The sequence below is a fragment of the Pseudomonas sp. St386 genome (genome assembly GCF_018325865.1).
GTDB lineage: Bacteria > Pseudomonadota > Gammaproteobacteria > Pseudomonadales > Pseudomonadaceae > Aquipseudomonas > Aquipseudomonas brassicacearum.
The window spans coordinates 6,229,529-6,249,080 of record NZ_AP021900.1 but is presented as its reverse complement, the minus strand read 5'-3'; the positions used below and the strand labels follow the sequence as shown (position 1 = coordinate 6,249,080).

At 61.3% G+C, this 19,552-nt stretch carries 16 protein-coding genes; 6 read left to right on the top strand and 10 right to left on the bottom strand.

Translation table 11 applies throughout. From position 1 onward, the window contains the following. Positions 1 to 74 precede the first annotated feature (74 nt). The 6 genes from KI235_RS27740 to KI235_RS27715 all read left to right on the top strand — a co-directional run bounded on the left by KI235_RS27740 (position 75) and on the right by KI235_RS27715 (position 8,480). The gene (locus KI235_RS27740) at positions 75 to 371 is read left to right on the top strand and encodes a hypothetical protein (protein ID WP_003206231.1); all 297 of its coding nucleotides are present in this window, start codon (positions 75 to 77) and stop codon (positions 369 to 371) included. A 277-nt stretch (positions 372 to 648) separates the two neighbouring features. Continuing rightward, positions 649 to 2,454: a phenylacyl-CoA dehydrogenase gene (locus KI235_RS27735; protein ID WP_003206230.1), complete on the top strand. Its 1,806-nt coding sequence runs from the start codon at positions 649 to 651 to the stop codon at positions 2,452 to 2,454. 346 nt (positions 2,455 to 2,800) lie between these two features. Further along, the gene (locus tag KI235_RS27730; protein WP_003206228.1) at positions 2,801 to 4,090 is read left to right on the top strand and encodes a GGDEF domain-containing protein; all 1,290 of its coding nucleotides are present in this window, start codon (positions 2,801 to 2,803) and stop codon (positions 4,088 to 4,090) included. A 91-nt stretch (positions 4,091 to 4,181) separates the two neighbouring features. Continuing rightward, on the top strand, positions 4,182 to 5,978 hold the full coding sequence (locus tag KI235_RS27725; protein WP_027912948.1) for an acyl-CoA dehydrogenase C-terminal domain-containing protein: 1,797 nt from the start codon (positions 4,182 to 4,184) through the stop codon (positions 5,976 to 5,978). A 220-nt stretch (positions 5,979 to 6,198) separates the two neighbouring features. Continuing rightward, the gene (locus KI235_RS27720) at positions 6,199 to 7,977 is read left to right on the top strand and encodes an acyl-CoA dehydrogenase C-terminal domain-containing protein (protein ID WP_003206225.1); all 1,779 of its coding nucleotides are present in this window, start codon (positions 6,199 to 6,201) and stop codon (positions 7,975 to 7,977) included. A 344-nt stretch (positions 7,978 to 8,321) separates the two neighbouring features. After that, positions 8,322 to 8,480 (top strand): YqaE/Pmp3 family membrane protein, encoded by a 159-nt coding sequence (locus KI235_RS27715; protein WP_003177654.1) that lies wholly within the window; start codon positions 8,322 to 8,324, stop codon positions 8,478 to 8,480. Positions 8,481 to 8,602: 122 nt separating this feature from the next. Here the strand turns inward: KI235_RS27715 and KI235_RS27710 are convergent, their stop codons facing one another. From KI235_RS27710 to KI235_RS27665, 10 genes are all read right to left on the bottom strand, one after another. Beyond that, on the bottom strand, positions 8,603 to 10,432 hold the full coding sequence (locus KI235_RS27710) for a S9 family peptidase (protein WP_013694384.1): 1,830 nt from the start codon (positions 10,430 to 10,432) through the stop codon (positions 8,603 to 8,605). After that, the gene (gene pqqE, locus KI235_RS27705; protein WP_003206220.1) at positions 10,398 to 11,567 is read right to left on the bottom strand and encodes a pyrroloquinoline quinone biosynthesis protein PqqE; all 1,170 of its coding nucleotides are present in this window, start codon (positions 11,565 to 11,567) and stop codon (positions 10,398 to 10,400) included. Before pqqE ends, KI235_RS27710 begins: the two co-directional genes overlap by 35 nt. Next, positions 11,539 to 11,814 (bottom strand): pyrroloquinoline quinone biosynthesis peptide chaperone PqqD, encoded by a 276-nt coding sequence (gene pqqD / locus KI235_RS27700; protein ID WP_003206218.1) that lies wholly within the window; start codon positions 11,812 to 11,814, stop codon positions 11,539 to 11,541. The genes pqqE and pqqD overlap by 29 nt, the downstream gene beginning before the upstream one ends. Next, positions 11,811 to 12,563 carry a pyrroloquinoline-quinone synthase PqqC gene (pqqC, locus tag KI235_RS27695; protein ID WP_003206216.1) on the bottom strand — a complete coding sequence of 251 codons (753 nt, stop codon included), beginning with the start codon at positions 12,561 to 12,563 and terminating at the stop codon, positions 11,811 to 11,813. The genes pqqD and pqqC overlap by 4 nt, the downstream gene beginning before the upstream one ends. Positions 12,564 to 12,667: 104 nt before the next feature. Next, entirely contained in the window at positions 12,668 to 13,579 is a 912-nt protein-coding gene (gene pqqB, locus KI235_RS27690; RefSeq protein ID WP_003206215.1) for a pyrroloquinoline quinone biosynthesis protein PqqB, read from the bottom strand. An 80-nt stretch (positions 13,580 to 13,659) separates the two neighbouring features. Beyond that, complete coding sequence (gene pqqA / locus KI235_RS27685; protein WP_003177660.1) at positions 13,660 to 13,734, bottom strand: pyrroloquinoline quinone precursor peptide PqqA; 75 nt, start codon at positions 13,732 to 13,734, stop codon at positions 13,660 to 13,662. Positions 13,735 to 13,904: 170 nt separating this feature from the next. Beyond that, positions 13,905 to 16,346 (bottom strand): pyrroloquinoline quinone biosynthesis protein PqqF, encoded by a 2,442-nt coding sequence (pqqF, locus tag KI235_RS27680; protein ID WP_114731507.1) that lies wholly within the window; start codon positions 16,344 to 16,346, stop codon positions 13,905 to 13,907. A gap of 62 nt (positions 16,347 to 16,408) precedes the next feature. Continuing rightward, complete coding sequence (locus KI235_RS27675) at positions 16,409 to 17,203, bottom strand: carbon-nitrogen hydrolase family protein (RefSeq protein ID WP_003206212.1); 795 nt, start codon at positions 17,201 to 17,203, stop codon at positions 16,409 to 16,411. A gap of 12 nt (positions 17,204 to 17,215) precedes the next feature. Further along, positions 17,216 to 18,898 carry an NAD(P)/FAD-dependent oxidoreductase gene (locus KI235_RS27670; RefSeq protein ID WP_003206211.1) on the bottom strand — a complete coding sequence of 561 codons (1,683 nt, stop codon included), beginning with the start codon at positions 18,896 to 18,898 and terminating at the stop codon, positions 17,216 to 17,218. A gap of 189 nt (positions 18,899 to 19,087) precedes the next feature. Continuing rightward, positions 19,088 to 19,549, bottom strand: a complete 462-nt coding sequence (locus tag KI235_RS27665) for an Lrp/AsnC family transcriptional regulator (RefSeq protein ID WP_018607342.1) — start codon at positions 19,547 to 19,549, stop codon at positions 19,088 to 19,090. Between the last annotated feature and the right edge of the window lie 3 nt (positions 19,550 to 19,552).

The following is a 19,552-nucleotide window of genomic DNA, read 5'->3' as shown; positions in this document are numbered from 1 at the left end:
GTTTTTGTCGGGTCTTTTCCTTGGGGTTCTGTTTCAATGACCATTGTCGACCCTTCAAGAAGACGAGCTCTGCCATGGAAATCTCAGGAAGTACCGCGTTCTATGCCGGTCTGAGCACGATTCAGACAGGGCAGAACCGTGTCGATCAGGCGGCCGGCCAGATTGCCAACACCACGATCGAGCGTTCGGTCACCAGCCAGTCATCCGACGTCCAAGTTGATCGCCTGCGTTCGGTGGATCGCAGCCAACAGTCGGATCAGGCCACTAACATGGTCGAAATGTCCCAAGGAAAGTTCCAGGTGCAACTGGGCGTGAACGTGGCCAAGGCATCCGACGAAATGCTCGGTACGTTGATCGATACCTTTGCCTGATCCTTCTCTTCAAGATTTACGAAAACGCCGCGATTATTCGCGGCGTTCTTGTCTCTAACGTCTTATTGCTCAACTAATCTTTTCCTATGCGCATCGCGGATTCTTCAGCGCGATGGATTTTCCGTGTCCGAGATTTTTCTCAGGCTGATGACGAACGGCAAAAGATCGGCGCTTGACAAGATTTGGGCGTAAACGTATGTTTCAAACAACTGTTTGACCGCTACAACAAATCCACGCGGTCGTTCATTCCCGGTTACATCAGCAGAGGTTTATCGCTATGCCTGACTACAAGGCCCCCTTGCGTGATATTCGCTTCGTTCGTGACGAACTGCTCGGTTACGAAGCGCATTATCAGAGCCTTCCGGCTTGCCAGGACGCAACTCCGGACATGGTTGACGCCATTCTCGAAGAAGGCGCCAAGTTTTGTGAGCAGGTGCTGGCTCCGCTGAACCGCGTGGGCGACATCGAAGGCTGCACCTGGAGCGAGTCCGGCGTGAAGACCCCGACTGGTTTCAAGGAAGCCTACAAGCAATTCGTCGAAGGCGGCTGGCCAAGCCTGGCCCACGACGTTGAGCACGGTGGTCAAGGCCTGCCGGAATCCCTGGGCCTGGCGGTCAGCGAGATGGTCGGTGAAGCCAACTGGTCGTGGGGCATGTACCCGGGCCTGTCCCATGGCGCGATGAACACGATTTCCGAGCACGGTACGCCCGAACAGCAAGAGGCTTACCTGACCAAGCTGGTTTCCGGCGAATGGACCGGCACCATGTGCCTGACCGAACCGCACTGCGGCACGGACCTGGGCATGCTGCGCACCAAGGCCGAGCCTCAGGCCGACGGTTCCTACAAGGTTTCCGGTACGAAGATCTTCATTTCGGCCGGTGAACACGACATGGCCGATAACATCGTCCACATCGTGCTGGCGCGCCTGCCGGACGCACCGGCTGGCACCAAGGGCATTTCGCTGTTCATCGTTCCCAAGTTCCTGCCTAACGCCGACGGCTCCATCGGCCAGCGTAACGCGGTGAGCTGCGGTTCCCTGGAACACAAGATGGGCATCCACGGCAACGCCACCTGCGTGATGAACTTCGACGCGGCCACCGGTTACCTGATCGGCCCGGCGAACAAAGGCCTGAACTGCATGTTCACCTTCATGAACACCGCACGCCTGGGCACCGCGCTGCAAGGCCTGGCCCACGCCGAGATCGGCTTCCAGGGCGGCCTGAAATATGCCCGCGATCGCTTGCAAATGCGTTCCCTGACTGGCCCGAAAGCGCCAGACAAGGCCGCTGACCCGATCATCGTCCACCCTGACGTGCGCCGCATGCTGCTGACCATGAAGGCCTTCGCCGAAGGTAACCGGGCAATGGTCTACTTCACCGCCAAGCAGGTCGACATCGTCAAGTACGGCGTGGATGAAGAAGAGAAGAAAAAGGCCGATGCACTGCTGGCGTTCATGACGCCGATCGCCAAGGCGTTCATGACCGAAGTTGGCTTCGAATCGGCCAACCACGGCGTGCAGATCTATGGCGGCCACGGCTTCATCGCCGAGTGGGGCATGGAGCAGAACGTTCGCGACAGCCGTATCTCGATGCTGTACGAAGGCACCACCGGCATCCAGGCCCTCGACCTGCTGGGCCGTAAAGTGCTGATGACCCAGGGCGAGGCACTCAAGGGCTTCACCAAGATTGTCCACAAGTTCTGCCAGGGCAACGAAGGCAACGAAGCGGTCAAGGAGTTCGTAGAACCCCTGGCTGCGCTGAACAAGGAATGGGGCGAGCTGACCATGAAGGTCGGTATGGCGGCGATGAAGGATCGCGAAGAAGTCGGCGCGGCGTCGGTGGACTACCTGATGTACTCCGGTTACGCCTGCCTGGCCTATTTCTGGGCCGACATGGCGCGCCTGGCGGCGGAAAAACTCGCAGCCGGCACCACTGAAGAAGCTTTCTACACCGCCAAGCTGCAGACCGCGCGCTTCTACTTCCAGCGCATCCTGCCGCGTACTCGTACCCACGTGGCAACCATGCTGTCGGGCGCCAACAACCTGATGGACATGAAGGAAGAGGACTTCGCGCTGGGCTACTAAGCCTCACGCGGTTCTTCCAAAAGCCGCTGCTCCTTCGGGAGCAGCGGCTTTTTCATGTCCGCCGCAAATCTGTATCCACCGCAGGCCCTTGTGGGAGCGAGCTTGCTCGCGATGGCGTTTGTTCAGTCCGCACCGTCATGGCTGACACACCGCTATCGCGAGCAAGCTCGCTCACACAGGGATCAATTGTGATTCTGAAACAATATTCATCCAACTCGACCCTAAGAAAACCGCCCCCTCTGCCGTTACAGCGATGGCAGTGTGACATCTGTCACATCTCGCGTGCCTTACTGCTCCAGTTGCAGGCACAATGCCATCTTTGATCAGCCGGGTTGGAGCTTTACCCTTGCCGCGTTCTTCCGCTGTACGTTTGAGCCATTTCCTACCGTCATTGCTGCTGTTGCTGGCGGGGCTTGCGGCTGCCTACGTCAAGGATCTCAATGTTTTCTTCACCTCGCTGTTCAACGTTCTCCCGACCCTGGTGTTATTGCTGGGCGGGGCGTATTGCGCGGTCTACCGACGTCAACGTGAGCTGTTTCTGATGGTCACGGTGTACATCGCCTACTTCCTCTTGGACACCCAGACTGACTTCTACCGCGATAACGGCAAGGTGCGTGAAGACGCGGCGGTGGTGTTCCATCTCGTTTGCCTGTTGCTGCCGCTGTTGTTCGGGCTGTTCGCCGCGTGGCAGGAGCGTACCCACTTGTTCCAGGACATGGTGGCCCGGTTCGCGGTGTTGCTGGTCTTTGGCAGCGTGGCGCTGGCCCTGGAGCAGAGTTTTCCCCAGGCCTTGCTGTTGTGGCTCTCGGAGATCCGCTGGCCGGCGTTGCACGGCGCCTGGATGAGCTTGATCCAATTGTCTTACCCGATGTTCGCCGCCGCGTTCCTGCTGCTGGCCTGGCAATACTGGCGTAACCCCCGGCCACTGCATGCTGCGCAATTGGTGGGGGTGCTGGGGTTGTTCTGGATGTTGCCGAAAACCTTCATCCTGCCGTTCACCCTGAACATCATGTGCAGCCAGGTGATGTTGATGATCGCCGCGGCGGTCGCCCATGAGGCCTATCAAATGGCCTTCCGTGACGAACTCACCGGCCTGCCGGGCCGTCGCGCACTGAACGAACGCATGCAGCGCCTGGGGCGCAACTATGTGCTGGCGATGAGCGATGTGGACCATTTCAAGAAATTCAACGACACTCACGGCCACGACGTGGGCGATCAGGTGCTGCGCCTGGTGGCCAGCAAATTGTCGAAGATCGGCGGTGGCGGTAGGGCGTATCGCTACGGCGGTGAGGAGTTTGCCCTGGTGTTCGCCGGCAAGACCATCGACGAGTGCATGCCCCATCTGGAGGTCATCCGCCAGTCCATCGAGACGTACGCCATCCAGCTGCGCAACCCCGACAGTCGCCCCCAGGACGATCAACAAGGCCGTCAGCGCCGTTCTGGCGCCGGTGCGTCCAGCGTCTCGGTGACGGTCAGCATCGGCGTCGCGGAACGCCTTGAGCAGCGCACGCCTGAAGAAGTGCTCAAGTCCGCCGACCAGGCGCTCTATAACGCCAAGGGCGCGGGGCGTAACTGTGTGATTGCCTTCGGGCAGAACCGCCGCGGTGCGGTGCGCATGGAGACTGCCGCGGGTTGAGTGATGACGGCGCATTCAGCGTCTGGACTGTGATTGTGGGCCTCGGTGGCCGGCAGTAGGTTGCAACGATCTGCTACCGGAGAAAACCACCATGCCCGAGTACAAAGCCCCCCTGCGCGACATGCGCTTTCTGATCGATCACGTCTTCGATTTCCATGGTCGCTATGCCGAGCTGGGCGCCAGCGATGCCAGCCCGGACATGGTCAGCGCGATCCTCGAGGAAGGCGCCAGGTTCTGCGAGAACGTTCTGGCGCCGCTCAATCGCTCCGGTGACGAAGAGGGTTGCCATTTCGACAACGGCGTAGTCACCACGCCGACAGGCTTCAAGCAGGCTTTCGCACAGTACGTGGAGGGCGGCTGGCATGGGCTGGCGGCGGACCCGGCGTATGGTGGCCAGGGCTTGCCCAGCTCCCTGGGCCTGGTCATCAGCGAGATGATCGGCTCCAGCAACACCTCCTGGGGAATGTACCCAGGCCTGACTCACGGCGCCATGTCGGCGATCCATGCCCACGGCACGTCGGAACAGAAACAGACCTACCTGAGCAAACTCACCGCCGGCCAGTGGACCGGTACCATGTGCCTGACCGAAGCCCACTGCGGCACCGACCTGGGCATCATCAAGACCCGCGCCGTGCCCCAGGCCGACGGCAGCTATGCGATCTCCGGCAGCAAGATTTTCATTTCCGCCGGCGAACACGACATGAGCGATAACATCATCCACCTGGTGCTGGCCAAGTTGCCGGACGCTCCCGCCGGGACCAAGGGCATCTCGCTGTTTATCGTGCCCAAGTTCCTGCCCGACGCCACGGGTGAGGCAGGGCCGCGCAATGGCGTGTCCTGTGGCTCGATCGAGCACAAGATGGGTATCAAGGCCTCGGCCACTTGCGTGCTGAACTTCGATGGGGCCAAGGGGTTCCTGATCGGCGAGCCGAACAAGGGTCTCAATTGCATGTTCACCATGATGAACCACGCCCGTCTCGGCACCGGCATGCAGGGCCTGTGCCTGGGCGAGGCGAGCTTCCAGGGCGCCATCAAGTACGCCAACGACCGTTTGCAGATGCGCTCGCTGACCGGCCCCAAGGTGCCGGAAAAGGTCGCCGACCCGATCATCGTCCATCCCGATGTGCGCAGGATGTTACTGACCATGAAAGCCTTCAACGAAGGCAACCGGGCGCTGACGTATTTCACCGCGCAATTGCTCGATACCGCGCACCTGAGTGCGGACGAAACCGCCCGCCAGGAGGCCGAGGACCTGCTGGCGTTCCTCACCCCGATCTGCAAGGCCTTCATGACCGACACCGGGCTGGAGGTGACCAACCACGGCATGCAAGTGTTTGGCGGTCACGGCTTCATTCGTGAGTGGGGCATGGAGCAGTTGGTGCGAGATTGCCGCATTGCGCCGATCTACGAGGGCACCAATGGCATCCAAGCCCTGGATCTGCTGGGGCGCAAGGTTCTGGGCAGTCAGGGCAAGCTATTGCGTGGTTTTACCCGGATCGTCCATAAATTCTGCGCCGCGAATGCCGGGCATCCGCAGCTCAAGGATTACGTCGAGCAACTCAATGGGCTCAACCAGCAATGGGGCGAACTGACCACCCGGGTCGGCATGGCTGCCATGAAGAATCCCGATGAAGTGGGGGCCGCCTCCGTGGATTACCTGATGTACAGCGGCTACATCATCCTGGCCTACCTGTGGTTGCGGATGGCCTTGGTTGCCCAGGCGCAAGTCGACAGCGGCCAGGGTGATGGGGATTTCTGCCGGGGTAAATTGGCGACGTGTGAGTTTTACTTCAAGCGCCTGCTGCCGCGCACGACCGCCCATCGGGCTGCCGTCGAGGCCGGGAGTGATTGCCTGATGAAGCTGCCGGCGGAGTTGTTTGCGCTTTGATTTAGAGGAAATGCCAACAGATCGCAGGCTTCGCCAGCTCCTACATGGAAATGCGTATTCCCTGTAGGAGCTGGCGAAGCCTGCGATCTTTTCTGGTGACTAAAAATAACAAAACGGTCATGGGTTGACCCTATGTGTCGCAAAAGTTGTTGAGGTACACTCAGGTCATTGCGAAAACCGTCTTTTACGAACCAACTGTTTAGATCCTGCGAGGTTTGCCATGGCTGACTACAAAGCGCCCCTGCGCGATATGCGCTTCGTCCTCAATGAAGTGTTCGAGGTCGCGAAACTCTGGGCCCAATTGCCGGCGCTGGCCGACACCGTGGATGCCGAAACGGTCGAAGCGATCCTTGAAGAAGCCGGCAAAGTCACTAGCAAAAGCATCGCGCCCCTCAGCCGCGCCGCTGACGAAGAAGGTTGCCACTGGGCCGCCGGCGCCGTCACCACGCCGGCAGGTTTCCCACAGGCCTACAAGACTTACGCTGAAGGCGGTTGGGTCGGTGTCGGCGGTGACCCGGTGTACGGCGGCATGGGCATGCCCAAGGCCGTTTCGGCCCAGGTCGAGGAAATGGTCAACTCCGCCAGCTTGTCCTTCGGCTTGTACCCGATGCTGACCGCTGGCGCCTGCCTGTCGATCAATGCCCATGCCAGCGAAGAACTGAAAGCGGCGTACCTGCCGAACATGTACGCCGGCGTCTGGGCCGGTTCCATGTGCCTGACCGAGCCTCATGCCGGTACGGACCTGGGGATCATCCGCACCAAGGCCGAACCCCAGGCCGACGGTTCCTATAAGGTCAGCGGTACGAAAATTTTCATCACTGGCGGTGAACACGATCTCACCGAGAACATCATTCACCTGGTGCTGGCGAAACTGCCGGACGCGCCGGCAGGCCCCAAGGGCATCTCGTTGTTCCTGGTGCCCAAGTTCATGGTCAATGCCGACGGCAGCCTGGGCGCGCGCAACGCGGCCAACTGCGGCTCTATCGAACACAAGATGGGCATCCAGGCATCCGCCACCTGCGTGATGAACTTCGACGAAGCCGTAGGTTATCTGGTAGGCGAGCCGAACAAGGGCCTGGCGGCCATGTTCACCATGATGAACTACGAACGTCTGGGCGTCGGTATCCAAGGCCTGGCCTCCGGTGAGCGTTCCTACCAGAATGCCATCGAATATGCCCGTGACCGGCTGCAAAGCCGTTCGCCAACCGGTGCGCAGAACAAGGACAAGGTCGCTGACCCGATCATCGTCCACCCCGACGTGCGCCGGATGCTGCTGACCATGAAGGCCTCGAACGAGGGTGGCCGGGCATTTTCCACCTACGTGGCGATGCAATTGGACACCGCCAAGTTCAGCGAAGACCCAGTCACGCGCAAGCGCGCCGAAGACCTGGTGGCGTTGCTGACACCGGTGGCGAAGGCCTTCCTGACCGACCTGGGCCTGGAAACCACAGTCCATGGTCAACAGGTGTTCGGCGGCCACGGGTACATTCGTGAATGGGGCCAGGAGCAACTGGTGCGCGATGTGCGTATCACCCAGATCTACGAAGGTACCAACGGTATCCAGGCGCTGGACTTGGTGGGGCGCAAGATCGTCGGCAGCGGCGGTGCGTTCTACAAGTTGTTTGCCGATGAAATCCGTCACTTCACTGCCACCGCGAACAGCGATCTGGCGGAGTTCATCAAGCCGTTGAACAGCGCTGTCGACACGCTGGACGAGTTGACCGACTGGCTGTTGGACCGGGCGAAAAGCAACCCGAACGAAATCGGCGCGGCGTCGGTGGAGTACCTCCAGGCGTTTGGCTACACCGCGTATGCGTACATGTGGGCTCTGATGGCCAGGGCGGCCTTGGGCAAAGAAAGCCAGGATGATTTCTACGCGAGCAAACTGGGTACGGCGCGGTTCTATTTCGCCCGCCTGCTGCCGCGTATTCATTCCTTGAGCGCTTCGGTCAAGGCGGGCAGCGAGTCGCTGTTCCTGCTGGAAGCCGGCCAGTTCTGAAATCATGACGATGTGTAAGCATTATCTTACACATCGTGCTGGCGTTTTCCCTCTATCGGCGGATTGGATCCAGGGATAATCTAGCTTCCATGGATGTAGCGCAGGACGCGCAAAGTAACAACATGGACACGTAGGATTCTGCCAGGACGGCAGAGTGAAATGGATGTCAGGGAAACAGTCTGCAAAGCCCCGCTTCGGCGGGGTTTTCTTTTGCCTGCGTTTTTTGTTCCTGGCAGGCCCCACCATCGGGGCTGCTTCTGGTTGCGTTTCACTGAACCCTGGCGAGCGGCCTGAGGTCAATGAGCTATATGGCAATTTGGCCATCGTCGATCAGGGAGTCATCCATGGATTTCATTCGCATCATTATCGCCATCCTGCTGCCGCCACTGGGGGTGTTCCTGCAGGTCGGCTTCGGCGGGGCTTTCTGGCTGAATATCCTGCTGACGTTGTTGGGTTATATCCCTGGCATCGTGCATGCGGTGTACATCATCGCCAAGCGCTGAATTCATCGGTTAGGAACTCCTGTGGGAGCGAGCTTGCTAGCGATAGCCATGGCCCAGTCAACATTTTCATCGACTGACACACCGCTATCGAGAGCAAGCTCGCTCCCACAGTTTTTTGCGTCCTACAGGTCGCTATCCATCACCTTGCGATAGAACAACCACTCATGCTCCAGCGCATGGGCCTGGTTCGCGGCCTTGCGAAAACCGTGGCGTTCATCGGGATAGTAGTGCGCCTCGACCGCCACGCCGTTGGCCTGTAAAGCGTTGACCATGTCGCGGGTTTGCTGCGGCACGACCACGGCGTCCAGTTCACCCTGGAAAAAGATCACCGGCACGCGAATGTTCCCGGCGTGCAGCAGCGGGGTACGGGCGCGGTAACGTTCGACGTCTTGTTGCGGATCGCCGATCAGCCAGTCCAGGTAATCACCTTCGAACTTGTGCGTAGCACGGGCCAGGGCGACAGGATCGCTCACGCCATAGAGGCTGGCGCCGGCGCGGAATACATCATGGAATGCCAGGGCGCAGAGCGTCGTGTAGCCACCGGCACTGCCGCCTCGAATGAACGCACGTCGGCCATCGACCAGGCCTTGTTCGTCCAGATACGCGACCACCGCGCAGGCGTCCTCGACATCCACCACGCCCCAATTCAAATGCAACGCCTGCCGATAGGCCCGGCCATAGCCGCTGCTGCCGCGGTAGTTGAGATCGGCGACGGCAAAGCCACGCTGGGTCCAATACTGGATACGCGGGTCGAACAGGGGATAACAGGCCGAGGTGGGGCCGCCGTGAATGAACACCACCAATGGTGGCTTTGCGGGTGCGTTCATGGCCGGGTAGAAGAACCCGTGGGCCTCGCCTGACGCGGATGGATAGCGCAGGGTTCGAGGACGGCTGATCTGCTCGATAGGCAAGGGCGTGACGCCGCCGGCCAGCACGGCCACTTCGTGGCTATGCCGCTCAATGGCAATGACCGCCGATGGCCGGGTCGGCGAGGCTGCAACGGCGTAGATGAACCGTTCATCCAGCGCCAGGCTGCGAAAGCGGGTGTAGGGGCCGGTGAAGTCTTCATCGACATCGTCACCGTGGCATAGACCCAGGCGCCCGAAACCTGCTTCGGTCCAACTGGCCAGGTACGTGTGTTCGCCCAGCGGCAGCCAGGTGCAGCCAGCCAGTTGCCACGGCGCTGGGGCGTGATCGGCTTGGGCGGCAGGCAGCTGTTCCAGGCCCTGGGCCGACTCCACCCAAGGCTGCCAATAACCGCCGCGATCAGTCAGGCAATAAAGACGACTGGTCGCATCGAAGCGCGGTTGCTGGATGGACTCTTCTTCACCGTTGCCCGCGACACAGCGCGGCGCACCCCAACCCGTAGCGTTGAGCTCGGCCAGCATCAACCGCGTTGCGGTCCAGGGTTGATGCGGACGGCTCCACTCGATCCAGGCGAGCCGCTGACCGTCCGGGCTCACGGTCGGCGAAGCATAGAAATCTGCACCTTCGGCCAGCAGATGCCGCTGATGATCCGCCAAGCCGATCGACACCAGCCGATGCTGGTTGGCCTGTTCTTCCACCACCAATACCTGGCCGTCGGCGAAGCCTAGATCTCCATAACGGCAGTCACCCGAGGTCAGCGCCACGGGGTGTTCGTCGTTCAGGGATTGGTGGTACAGCTGCTGGTCGGCCTCATTGACGAACAGCACACCGTCGTGGCTCAGGCAGAATGATCCACCGCCGTATTCATAGACCCGGCTGCGCGCGCTGAACCCGTCCGGTGTCAGGCAGCGGGGCATGGCGTCTTGCCAATGCCAGATCCGGCAGGCGCCGTCTGCGGGGCGGTATTCATTCCAGAACAGGCCCAACGGCCCGAGCTGCAGTTCGGCGAAGTCGGTGCCGGCGGCGACGGCCTGGGCGGCGCTGAAAGGCTCAGCCTTTGGCGATGAGGCGCGAGTTTCGTTCATTGCGAAAGGCCAATTGTTCAATGGTTTGCGTAGCGTGCTCGGCGTCTTCCCGCGCCTTGAGAATCACACCGTGATGTTCGGACTTGCTGCACACCGGGTCGGCGTTGCTGGCGTCGCCTGTGAGCATGAACGCCTGGCAGCGGCAGCCGCCGAAGTCCTTTTCTTTTTCATCGCAGGAGCGGCACGGTTCGCGCATCCAGTCATAACCGCGGAAGCGGTTGAAGCCGAACGAGTCGTACCAGATGTGCTGCATGCTGTGGTCGCGCACGTTGGGAAATTGCACCGGCAGCTGGCGGGCACCGTGACAGGGCAATGCCGTGCCGTCCGGCGTGACGGTGAGGAAAATGCTGCCCCAGCCATTCATGCAGCCCTTGGGGCGTTCTTCGTAGTAGTCCGGCGTGACGAAGATCAGCTTGCACGGGTTGCCTTGCGCTTCCAGCTTGGCGCGGTATTCGTTGGTGACACGCTCGGCGCGTACCAGTTGTTCCCGGGTGGGCAGCAGGCCAACGCGGTTGAGCTGCGCCCAGCCGTAGAACTGGCATGTGGCGAGCTCGACGAAGTCGGCTTCCAGGGCGATGCACAGCTCGATGATGCGATCGATCTTGTCGATGTTGTGCCGATGGGTCACGAAGTTCAGCACCATCGGATAACCGTGGGCCTTTACCGCCCGGGCCATTTCCAGTTTTTGCGCGAAGGCTTTCTTCGAGCCTGCCAGGAGGTTGTTCACCTGCTCGTCGCTGGCTTGGAAACTGATCTGGATATGGTCCAGGCCGGCCTTCTTGAAGTCGCTGATTTTCTGCTCGGTCAAGCCGATGCCGGAGGTGATCAGGTTGGTATAGAAACCCAGCCGGCGTGCCTCGCCGATCAACTCGGCCAGGTCTTGGCGCACCAACGGCTCGCCGCCGGAAAAACCCAGCTGCGCGGCGCCCATCTCGCGGGCTTCGCGAAAGACCTTGAACCACTGCTCGGTGCTCAGCTCCTGGCCTTGCTCGGCGAAGTCCAGCGGGTTGGAGCAATAGGGGCATTGCAGCGGGCAGCGATAGGTCAGCTCCGCCAGCAACCACAGCGGCAGGCCGACTTCAGGCTTGGGCGGCAGACCGGTGGTGTCAGGCAAGTTCGATCCAATGCTGTGCAAGGGCGACCTCCATGAATTGCTCGATGTCGTCACCGAGTTCCGGCACGTCGGGAAACTGCTTCGCCAACGCGCCGATGATGGCCGCGACATCCCGTTCACCGTCGATCAGGCCACCGATCAGCGAAGCGCTGTCGTTCAGCTTGATCATGCCTTCAGGATAGAGCAGCACGTGGCCTTTCTGGGCCGGTTCGTACTGGAAGCGATAGCCGGGGCGCCAGCGCGGGGTTTTGCTGCGATCGAAACTCATAAGGTGATCCCTTTGTGCCACACCCGTTGCCCGGTAACGCTGTGGTAGGGCGGGCGGTTCAATTCGTAGGCCATGCTCATGGCGTCGAGCATGCTCCAGAGGATGTCCAGTTTGAACTGGAGAATCTCCAACATGCGCTCCTGACCTGCGCGAGTGGTGTAGTGCTGCAAGGTGATCGCCAGGCCATGTTCCACATCACGCCGGGCCTGGCCCAGGCGGGTGCGGAAGTATTCATAGCCGGTCGGGTCTATCCATGGGTAATGCTGGGGCCAACTGTCCAGGCGCGACTGGTGGATCTGCGGGGCGAACAGTTCGGTCAACGAGCTGCTGGCGGCTTCTTGCCAGCAGGCCCGGCGGGCGAAGTTGACGTAGGCATCCACCGCAAAACGCACCCCGGGCAGCACCAGCTCCTGGGAGCGCAGTTGATCGGGGTCCAGGCCCACCGCCTGGCCCAGCCGCAACCAGGCTTCGATGCCGCCGTCTTCGCCGGGAGCGCCGTCGTGGTCGAGCAGGCGCTGGATCCACTCGCGGCGGATTTCCCGGTCCGGGCAGTTGGCCAGGATCGCGGCATCCTTGAGCGGGATATTCACCTGGTAGTAAAAACGGTTCGCGACCCAGCCCTGGATCTGCTCGCGAGTCGCGCGGCCTTCATACATCGCCACGTGATACGGGTGATGGATGTGGTAATACGCGCCCTTGGCACGCAGGGCTGCTTCGAACTCGGCGGGGGACAGGGGGATGTCAGTCATTTTGGTTCTCCGGGAAATGCCCGTGGGTTCTGTGGCGTCAGGGCTGGCCCCATCGTCGGATCGCCGCCCGGAGCAAGCTCGCTCCCACAATCGTTCCGCCCTTCTTACAACTCAATACTCATTCCGTCGTAAGACACTTCAATCTTTCGACGTACAAGTTCAGCCCGCTCGGGCGAGTCTTCGTCCAGGATCGGGTTGGTGTTGTTGATATGGATAAGGACCTTGCGCGGCCCAGGTACTTGTTCCAGTACTTCCAGCATACCGCCGGGGCCATTCTGGGCCAGGTGGCCCATTTCCCTGCCAGTGCGGGTGCCGACGCCACGGCGCTGCATTTCATCGTCGTCCCACATCGTACCGTCCACCAGCAGGCAATCGCTGCCGGCCATGATCTCCAACAACGACTCGTCGACCTTGCCCAGGCCCGGGGCATAGAACAGCTTGCCACCTGTGCGCAGGTCTTCGACGATCAACCCAATGTTGTCGCCCGGATGCGGGTCGAAGCGATGCGGTGAATAGGGCGGTGCGGCGCTGCGCAGGGGCAGCGGGGTGAAGCGCAGGTTCGGGCAGGCGGCGATGGTGAAGCTCTGGTCGAGTTCGATGCGATTCCAGCTCAACCCGCCGTTCCAGTGGGTCAGCATGTTGAACAGCGGAAAGCCCGTGCTCAGGTCTTCATGGACCATGTCGGTGCACCAGACTTGATGTGGGCAACCTTCACGCAGGCTGAGCAGGCCGGTGGTGTGGTCGATCTGGCTGTCCATCAGGATGATCGCGCCAATGCCCGTGTCGCGCAGGGCCCGGCCCGGTTGCATCGGGGCGAACGCCTGGAGCTGGGCGCGAATGTCCGGGGAGGCGTTGCACAGCACCCAGTTCACACCGTCATCGGACAGGGCGATGGACGATTGGGTGCGTGCCTGGGCCCGCAGGCTGCCGTCGCGAAAACCTGCGCAATTGGCGCAGTTGCAGTTCCACTGGGGGAAACCGCCACCGGCGGCAGAACCTAGAATCTGGACGAACATGGCTGCTCCATCTGCAAACCGAAATAAAAACGCCTCGGCTGGCCGAGGCGTAGTGCTGCGTGCTTAACCGCCTGCAGCATTCAACGGCTGGCGAAGTACATGGTGACTTCGAAACCGATACGCAGGTCGATATATGCGGGTTTGGACCAAGACATGGGAATACTCCTTTGGTTGGGATGCTTTCGTTAGATAGAACGGTTGAGACCTATACATATAGTCCACCTCCGTTCGGAGATGTTCAGATGCTTAGGCGCCTATGTTACTAAATCTGACATCTTCGTTCGCCGCGATTCTCGAAGAAAGCTCATTACGGCCCCTGCAATGATCATTGCGCCGCTTGCCAGCGCTCTCCCGGGCAGGCTCCGTTGCTCAGGCAATACCATCCCCCTTCAGCCTCGATCAGGCGTTGGGCGGCCATTTGTAGCTGGGTGCGATCCAGGCACACGATGGCAGCGGACAGTTGCTCAAGATAATCCGACGGGCGGCCGGCCAGCTTGCCCTGCCAGAGCAGTTCGGCGGCCTGGGCGCAGGGCAGGGCAGTGCTCTGGAGTTGGGCGGCAAGCGCCTGCTGCTGGCCGGTCAGGGAGACATCATCGAGCTGCTGGAGCAATGCTGGTAACCCGAGCAGGAACTGTTCGATGTGGACGCTCAGTTGCGTCGCAGACAGGCTGGGTGATTGGACGCCGAACAACACCCCGGTTTGCCCGTCGATCTGCTTCAACCCACTGAACACCGCATAACCCAACTGCAACTCCACGCGCAGGCGCTGGTAGAACGGCGTATGACACAGCTGTGCTAGCAGCCGCCAGGTGGCTTCGTCGGCCAGCGTCGGGGTGGCTGTCGGGCAAAACAACAGCACGGCCGGTTCTTCGCCGTGAGTCTGGAGCTCATGCCAGAGGCGTTGCCCGCGAGGCGCCGGCGCCAGGTCGGCTTCATCGCTGGCGGTGCCCGGTACCCGGGCCAACGCTGGGCCCAACGCCCCTTGGGTGGCCGCCGACAGGCCGATGGACAACCCGTCCCATCGTGCCGTGATCCACACACTTTGGTCGCTGTCGGGCACTGGTAACGCCGACGCTTGCCGGTTGTGACGGCAGTGATCTGGCAGCTCCTTCAACAGATGCCGAATCGGCATCGGCGGGGTTTCGTGGCTGGCCAGGGCCATTGGCAGCGGTTGCGCAAGCTTCGTCAGAACGTGTTCGAGCACCAACGGTATCGGCGCCTGTAAGCCAACCAGTTTCAGTAGCCATTGATGACCGGAGGGCTCGAAGCTGACGTCCACGCCGGCCTGGCGAGCATCCTCTCGCACATCCTGCAGGTGTCGGTCGAGCCTGGATTGAAAGTCGAGCGGTGCCTGGGTTGTCAGTTGCCAACGCAGGTACACCGCGCCTTCACGACCGTTGTCTGGCAGCGCCTGGCTGAACTGCATGGGCGAGCGTTCCCGGCGACCCCGGGAGCGATCCTGGGCGAAGGTTCGCAAGCCGCGATGGGCGCTGGTCTGGCCGCGTATCAGCCCGGCGCGGGGCGCTTCGCTTGATGTTTGCAGGAACGGATTGGGCGCGGGCAGTTGCCATTGCCCCGCTACGTTATCGGCAGGGTGCAGTTGCGTGAGGATTTCCCTGAGCCTCAGGAGATCGTTTGCCAACAGCGGCCTGTCACGTCCTTCACAATCCCAGCGGGCCAACTGCAAGGCCGATCCTGTCTCCTTCCGGCGCAGCAACAGTGCGGTGAACTCCTGGCGCAACGGCGCCCAGTCGTCCTGGGCGGCAAAGAACCCCAGCCAGTCGTGCAGCAACGGCTGGATCTGCGCCGCTGTCTGAGCGTTGGCGTGCTTGAATCCGATGTGCAGCAGCGCCTGCCCGGCAAACTCATACAGCGCGGTGGCCTTGAGGCTGTCAGCCAGGCCGCGCTGACGCAACGTGGCGAGCAAGCCGCCCGGTTTGCTGGAGTTCAGCCACGTACACAGAAAATCCAGGGCTTGAGGCGAGGCGGCAGGCAAGTCTTCGAAGGCGAACAGCAGATCAAGGCAACCCTCGCGGGCCTGTTGATAACTCGTCTGGGACGATGCCATCAGTTTTGGCGGTGCCGGCCTGGCAAGCGCTTCGCCGGCAGGTATGTGGTTGTCGAACTGATCAGCCAGCGTTTTCAAGGCGTCGATGCTTTGCGGGCCGGCCAGGCTCAGGATCATCTGGCCGCTCTGGTAAAAGCGGCGATAGAAGTCGTGCAATGCGCTTTGGAATTCGGCTCGCGTCACCGCCAGGCTATCGCGATTGCCGGCGTGAAAACCCCGCAGCGGATGGGGCGCCGACAGGCCGTCATGCAAGGCAAGCTGTCGCTGGGCTGCAGCATCCTGGGACCAGGCGATGAACTCGGCGTGCAGCACTTCCCGTTCGCGCAACTGATCGGCCTCATCCAGGCGTGGGTGAGCGAGCATGTCCCCCAGTCGTTCCAGTCCGTCGGCGAAGGTTGCGGGTGGCAATTCGAAGAAAAAATCCGTGGTGCGTTCGCTGGTACGCGCGTTGACCTGGCCGCCGTGCCGCTGCACGTAGGCCATCAGGTTCTCCCTAGCGGGAAAACGCTCGGTGCCGAGAAAGAACAGATGTTCGAGCAAGTGCGCCAATCCCGGCCAGGCCAGGGGCGCGTCATGGCTCCCAGCCGCGACTCGCAGTACTGCAGCGCTGCGCTTGAGGCCTGGGACGTGACGCAATGTCACCTGCAAGCCGTTGGCCAGGGTTTCAGTGTGGGGGCGGAGGGAGTCGGGGGCCGGCATGAGCGCTTCCAGAACAAAGATGCGCTCATGCTAGCGGATTAGGCCGCGTTCTCAATCCTCAATCAGTGTTTGTGCAGATCGTCGTAAAGCTCTGGGCGGCGATCGTGCAGGTAGTTGTAGGCCGCGCGGGAGTCTTCCATCAGTTGTCGATCCAGTTCTCCGACGATCAAGGCCTCATCCAGCCCCGCAAGGGCCGGGCGGCTGCCATTCGGTGCGGCGATACTGCTTTGGCCGCAGTACTGCAATTCACCTTCGTGGCCGCAGTAGTTGGCGTACGCCACGAAACACTGGTTCTCGATGGCCCGGGCTCGCACGGTGACGTCGGCGATGAACTCGTAGGGTTGCATGTTGGCGGTCGGCACCAGGATCAGCTCGGTACCGGCCAGGGCCAAGCGGCGGGCATTTTCCGGAAATTCCAGGTCGTAGCAGATCAGGAGGCCGAGCTTCCAGCCGTTGAGCTCCACGATGGGCAATGCGGCGTCGCCGGCGCTGAACATGGCGTGATCGAGGTCACCGAACAGGTGGCTCTTGCGGTAGTTGGCCAGGCGCTCGCCCTGGGCGTCGATCAGTTGCACGGCGTTGTAGATCTGCCCGTCTTCGCCGCGTTCAGGGTAGCCGTAGACAATCGCCAGGCCGGCGGCCTTGGCAATGCGGGCGATCTGTTGCGCCCATTCGCCGTTGTAGACCTCGGCCAATACATTCACCGCGTCGACGCCGATGTTGTAGCCGGTCATGAACATCTCCGGCAGCACCAGCACATCGGCGCCCCTGGCTTCCAGCGCCACCTGGTGCAGGCGTTGCAGGTTGCCGGCCGGATCCAGTGGCAGCGGTGGGCATTGGTAGAGGGCTACACGCATCGAAAACTCCTTTTATTCGGGCAGGGCGATCGGACCGATCTCGTGGAACACATCACCTGGACCCGGGTTCTCGGCGTGAGTTTCACCGCCGAAGTGTTTCATGATCCCCCACACGGCATTGAGTGAGGTCTGTACCGCGCCTTCGACCCAGGCCGGTGTCCATGAGACGTCATCACCAGCGATAAAGATCCCGCGTTGTTCGGCCGGCATGTCGTCCTGCATGAAATGCGCATACATGCGCTGGTTGTAACGATAGTGGCCGGGCAGGGCGCCCTTGAATGCGCCGAGGAAATGCGGGTCGGCTTCCCAGGACACGGTGATCGGATCGCCGATGATCCGGGCGGCGATGTCCACCTTGGGATAGATTTTCTTCAGGGCATCGAGGGCCAGCTTCACGCGTTTTTCCACCGGGTGCGGCAGCATTTTCAGCGCGTCGCTCATCCAGGAATACGAGAGGCAAATCACCCCTGGCTTGTCGTCCCCGTTGTCGAACAGATAGGTGCCACGGGTAAGACGGTCGGTCAGGGTCATGCTCATCAGGTCGCGGCCGGTCTCCGGGTCCTTGTCCTTCCAGAATGGCCGGTCGACCATCACGAAGGTCTTCGACGATTGCATGTAGCGGGTGCGGTCCAGGGCCATCCACATTTTTTGCGAGAACAGCGCTTCTTCACATTCGATCTGGGTGGTCAGCAGCCAGCTCTGGCAGGTGACCAGCACCGCGGCGTACTCGCGGGTGTTGTCCCAGACGTCGGTCACGCTGAATCGGCCATCAGCCGCACGGGCGATGCGCTTCACGCCGCTGCGTGGGGCGCCCAGGTGCAACGAATTCAGGCTGGTCCCTTGCGGCCAGTGCACGCAGCGTTCCGGCACGTGGTTCCAGATGCCGTGGGGCACCTGCTCGACGCCGCCGACCACCAAATGCTGGTGGTCGTCGCAGTTGGTCATCACGACACGGAAGATTTCCAGCATCGAATTGGGGAAGTCCGAATCCCAGCCGCCGGTGCCGAAACCGACCTGGCCGAACACTTCGCGGTGCTGGAAAGAGAGCTTGGCAAAGGCCTTGGAGGTGGCGACGAAGTCGTAGAAGGTGCGGTCGTCCCACAGTGGCACCAAGGTGTTCCACAGCTCCTTGAGGCGTGGCACGTCGCGGTCGCGGATCGCCTGCTGGATGTCGCCGAAGCGCGAGCCATCCTCCAGCGCATCGGCCCAGGCGTCGGCAACTTCCTGGAACAGTGCGGGAAGGTCCGCCAGTTTCTGCGCGTAGTAGGTCTGGCCTTCCAGGTCGATGACAGTGCTGCCGGACGCCGGGGTCAGCGGGTTGGGGAACGGTTTGGTCTCCAGGCCCAGCTTGTCGACGTAATGGTAGAACGCGGTGGAGGACACCGGAAAACGCATGCCGCCCAGCTCGGCGATCACCCCCTCGGCGCCATTGAATGCTTGTGAGCGCAGGCGCCCACCCATCTTCGACGCCTCGTAGACCACGGGCTTGAGACCCAGCTTCATCAGCTCGTACGCCGCCACCAGACCGGCGATCCCGGCCCCGACGATCGCCACTTCGGTACCGTGGTTGTGGGCGGGAATGCTGCCCAGGCCAGCCGGATGCTCGATCCAGTCGTCAAAGGCGAAAGGAAAGTCCGGCCCGAAAATGGTGATGGGCTTCTTACCGTCTGCTGGGTGGCGATTGTTCTTGTTCATGGCTGACCTTGATGGGCGACTCGACGCGGTGTTCGCGTCTGAGTATAGGAAAGATGCCAGCCATTCTAGGGAGGGTGGAACACGTTAATAAGACACAATATGTCGTCGTTTTGAGCATGAGTCAGTCATTTTGACCTATTCGTAAATCATAATGACGAAACCGGTCCCACAGGTTAAGTGACGCAGGGCTTAGACTGGCTGGCCTCGATCGATCTTGCTGCTGAGGATGATCGAGGTGGTGGTCTTCTCCACGCCGTCCACGCTGCCGATCTGGTCCAGCAACTGGTCCAGCTGTTCCGGCGAGTCCGTGCGCAACCAGGCGACATAGTCGAACTCACCGCTGACCGCGCACAGCTGCTGTACCTGGGCCATGGCGCTCAAGCGCCGCAACACGTCCTTGCCGGAACGCGGCTGGACCTTGATGCCGACGTAAGCCTGCAAGCCGCCGTCAATCACTCGTTGCCCCAGGCGCACGCCATACCCGGTAATCACCTTGGTCTTTTCCAGGCGTGCCAGCCGCGAGGTCACGGTCGTGCGGGCGATACCCAGTTGCCGGGCGAGCATGGCGACGCTTTCCCGGGCGTTGATTTGCAGCGCCGCGATCAGCTGCCGGTCGATTTCGTCGAGGACGGGAGGGCGGGTGTCAGTCAAAGT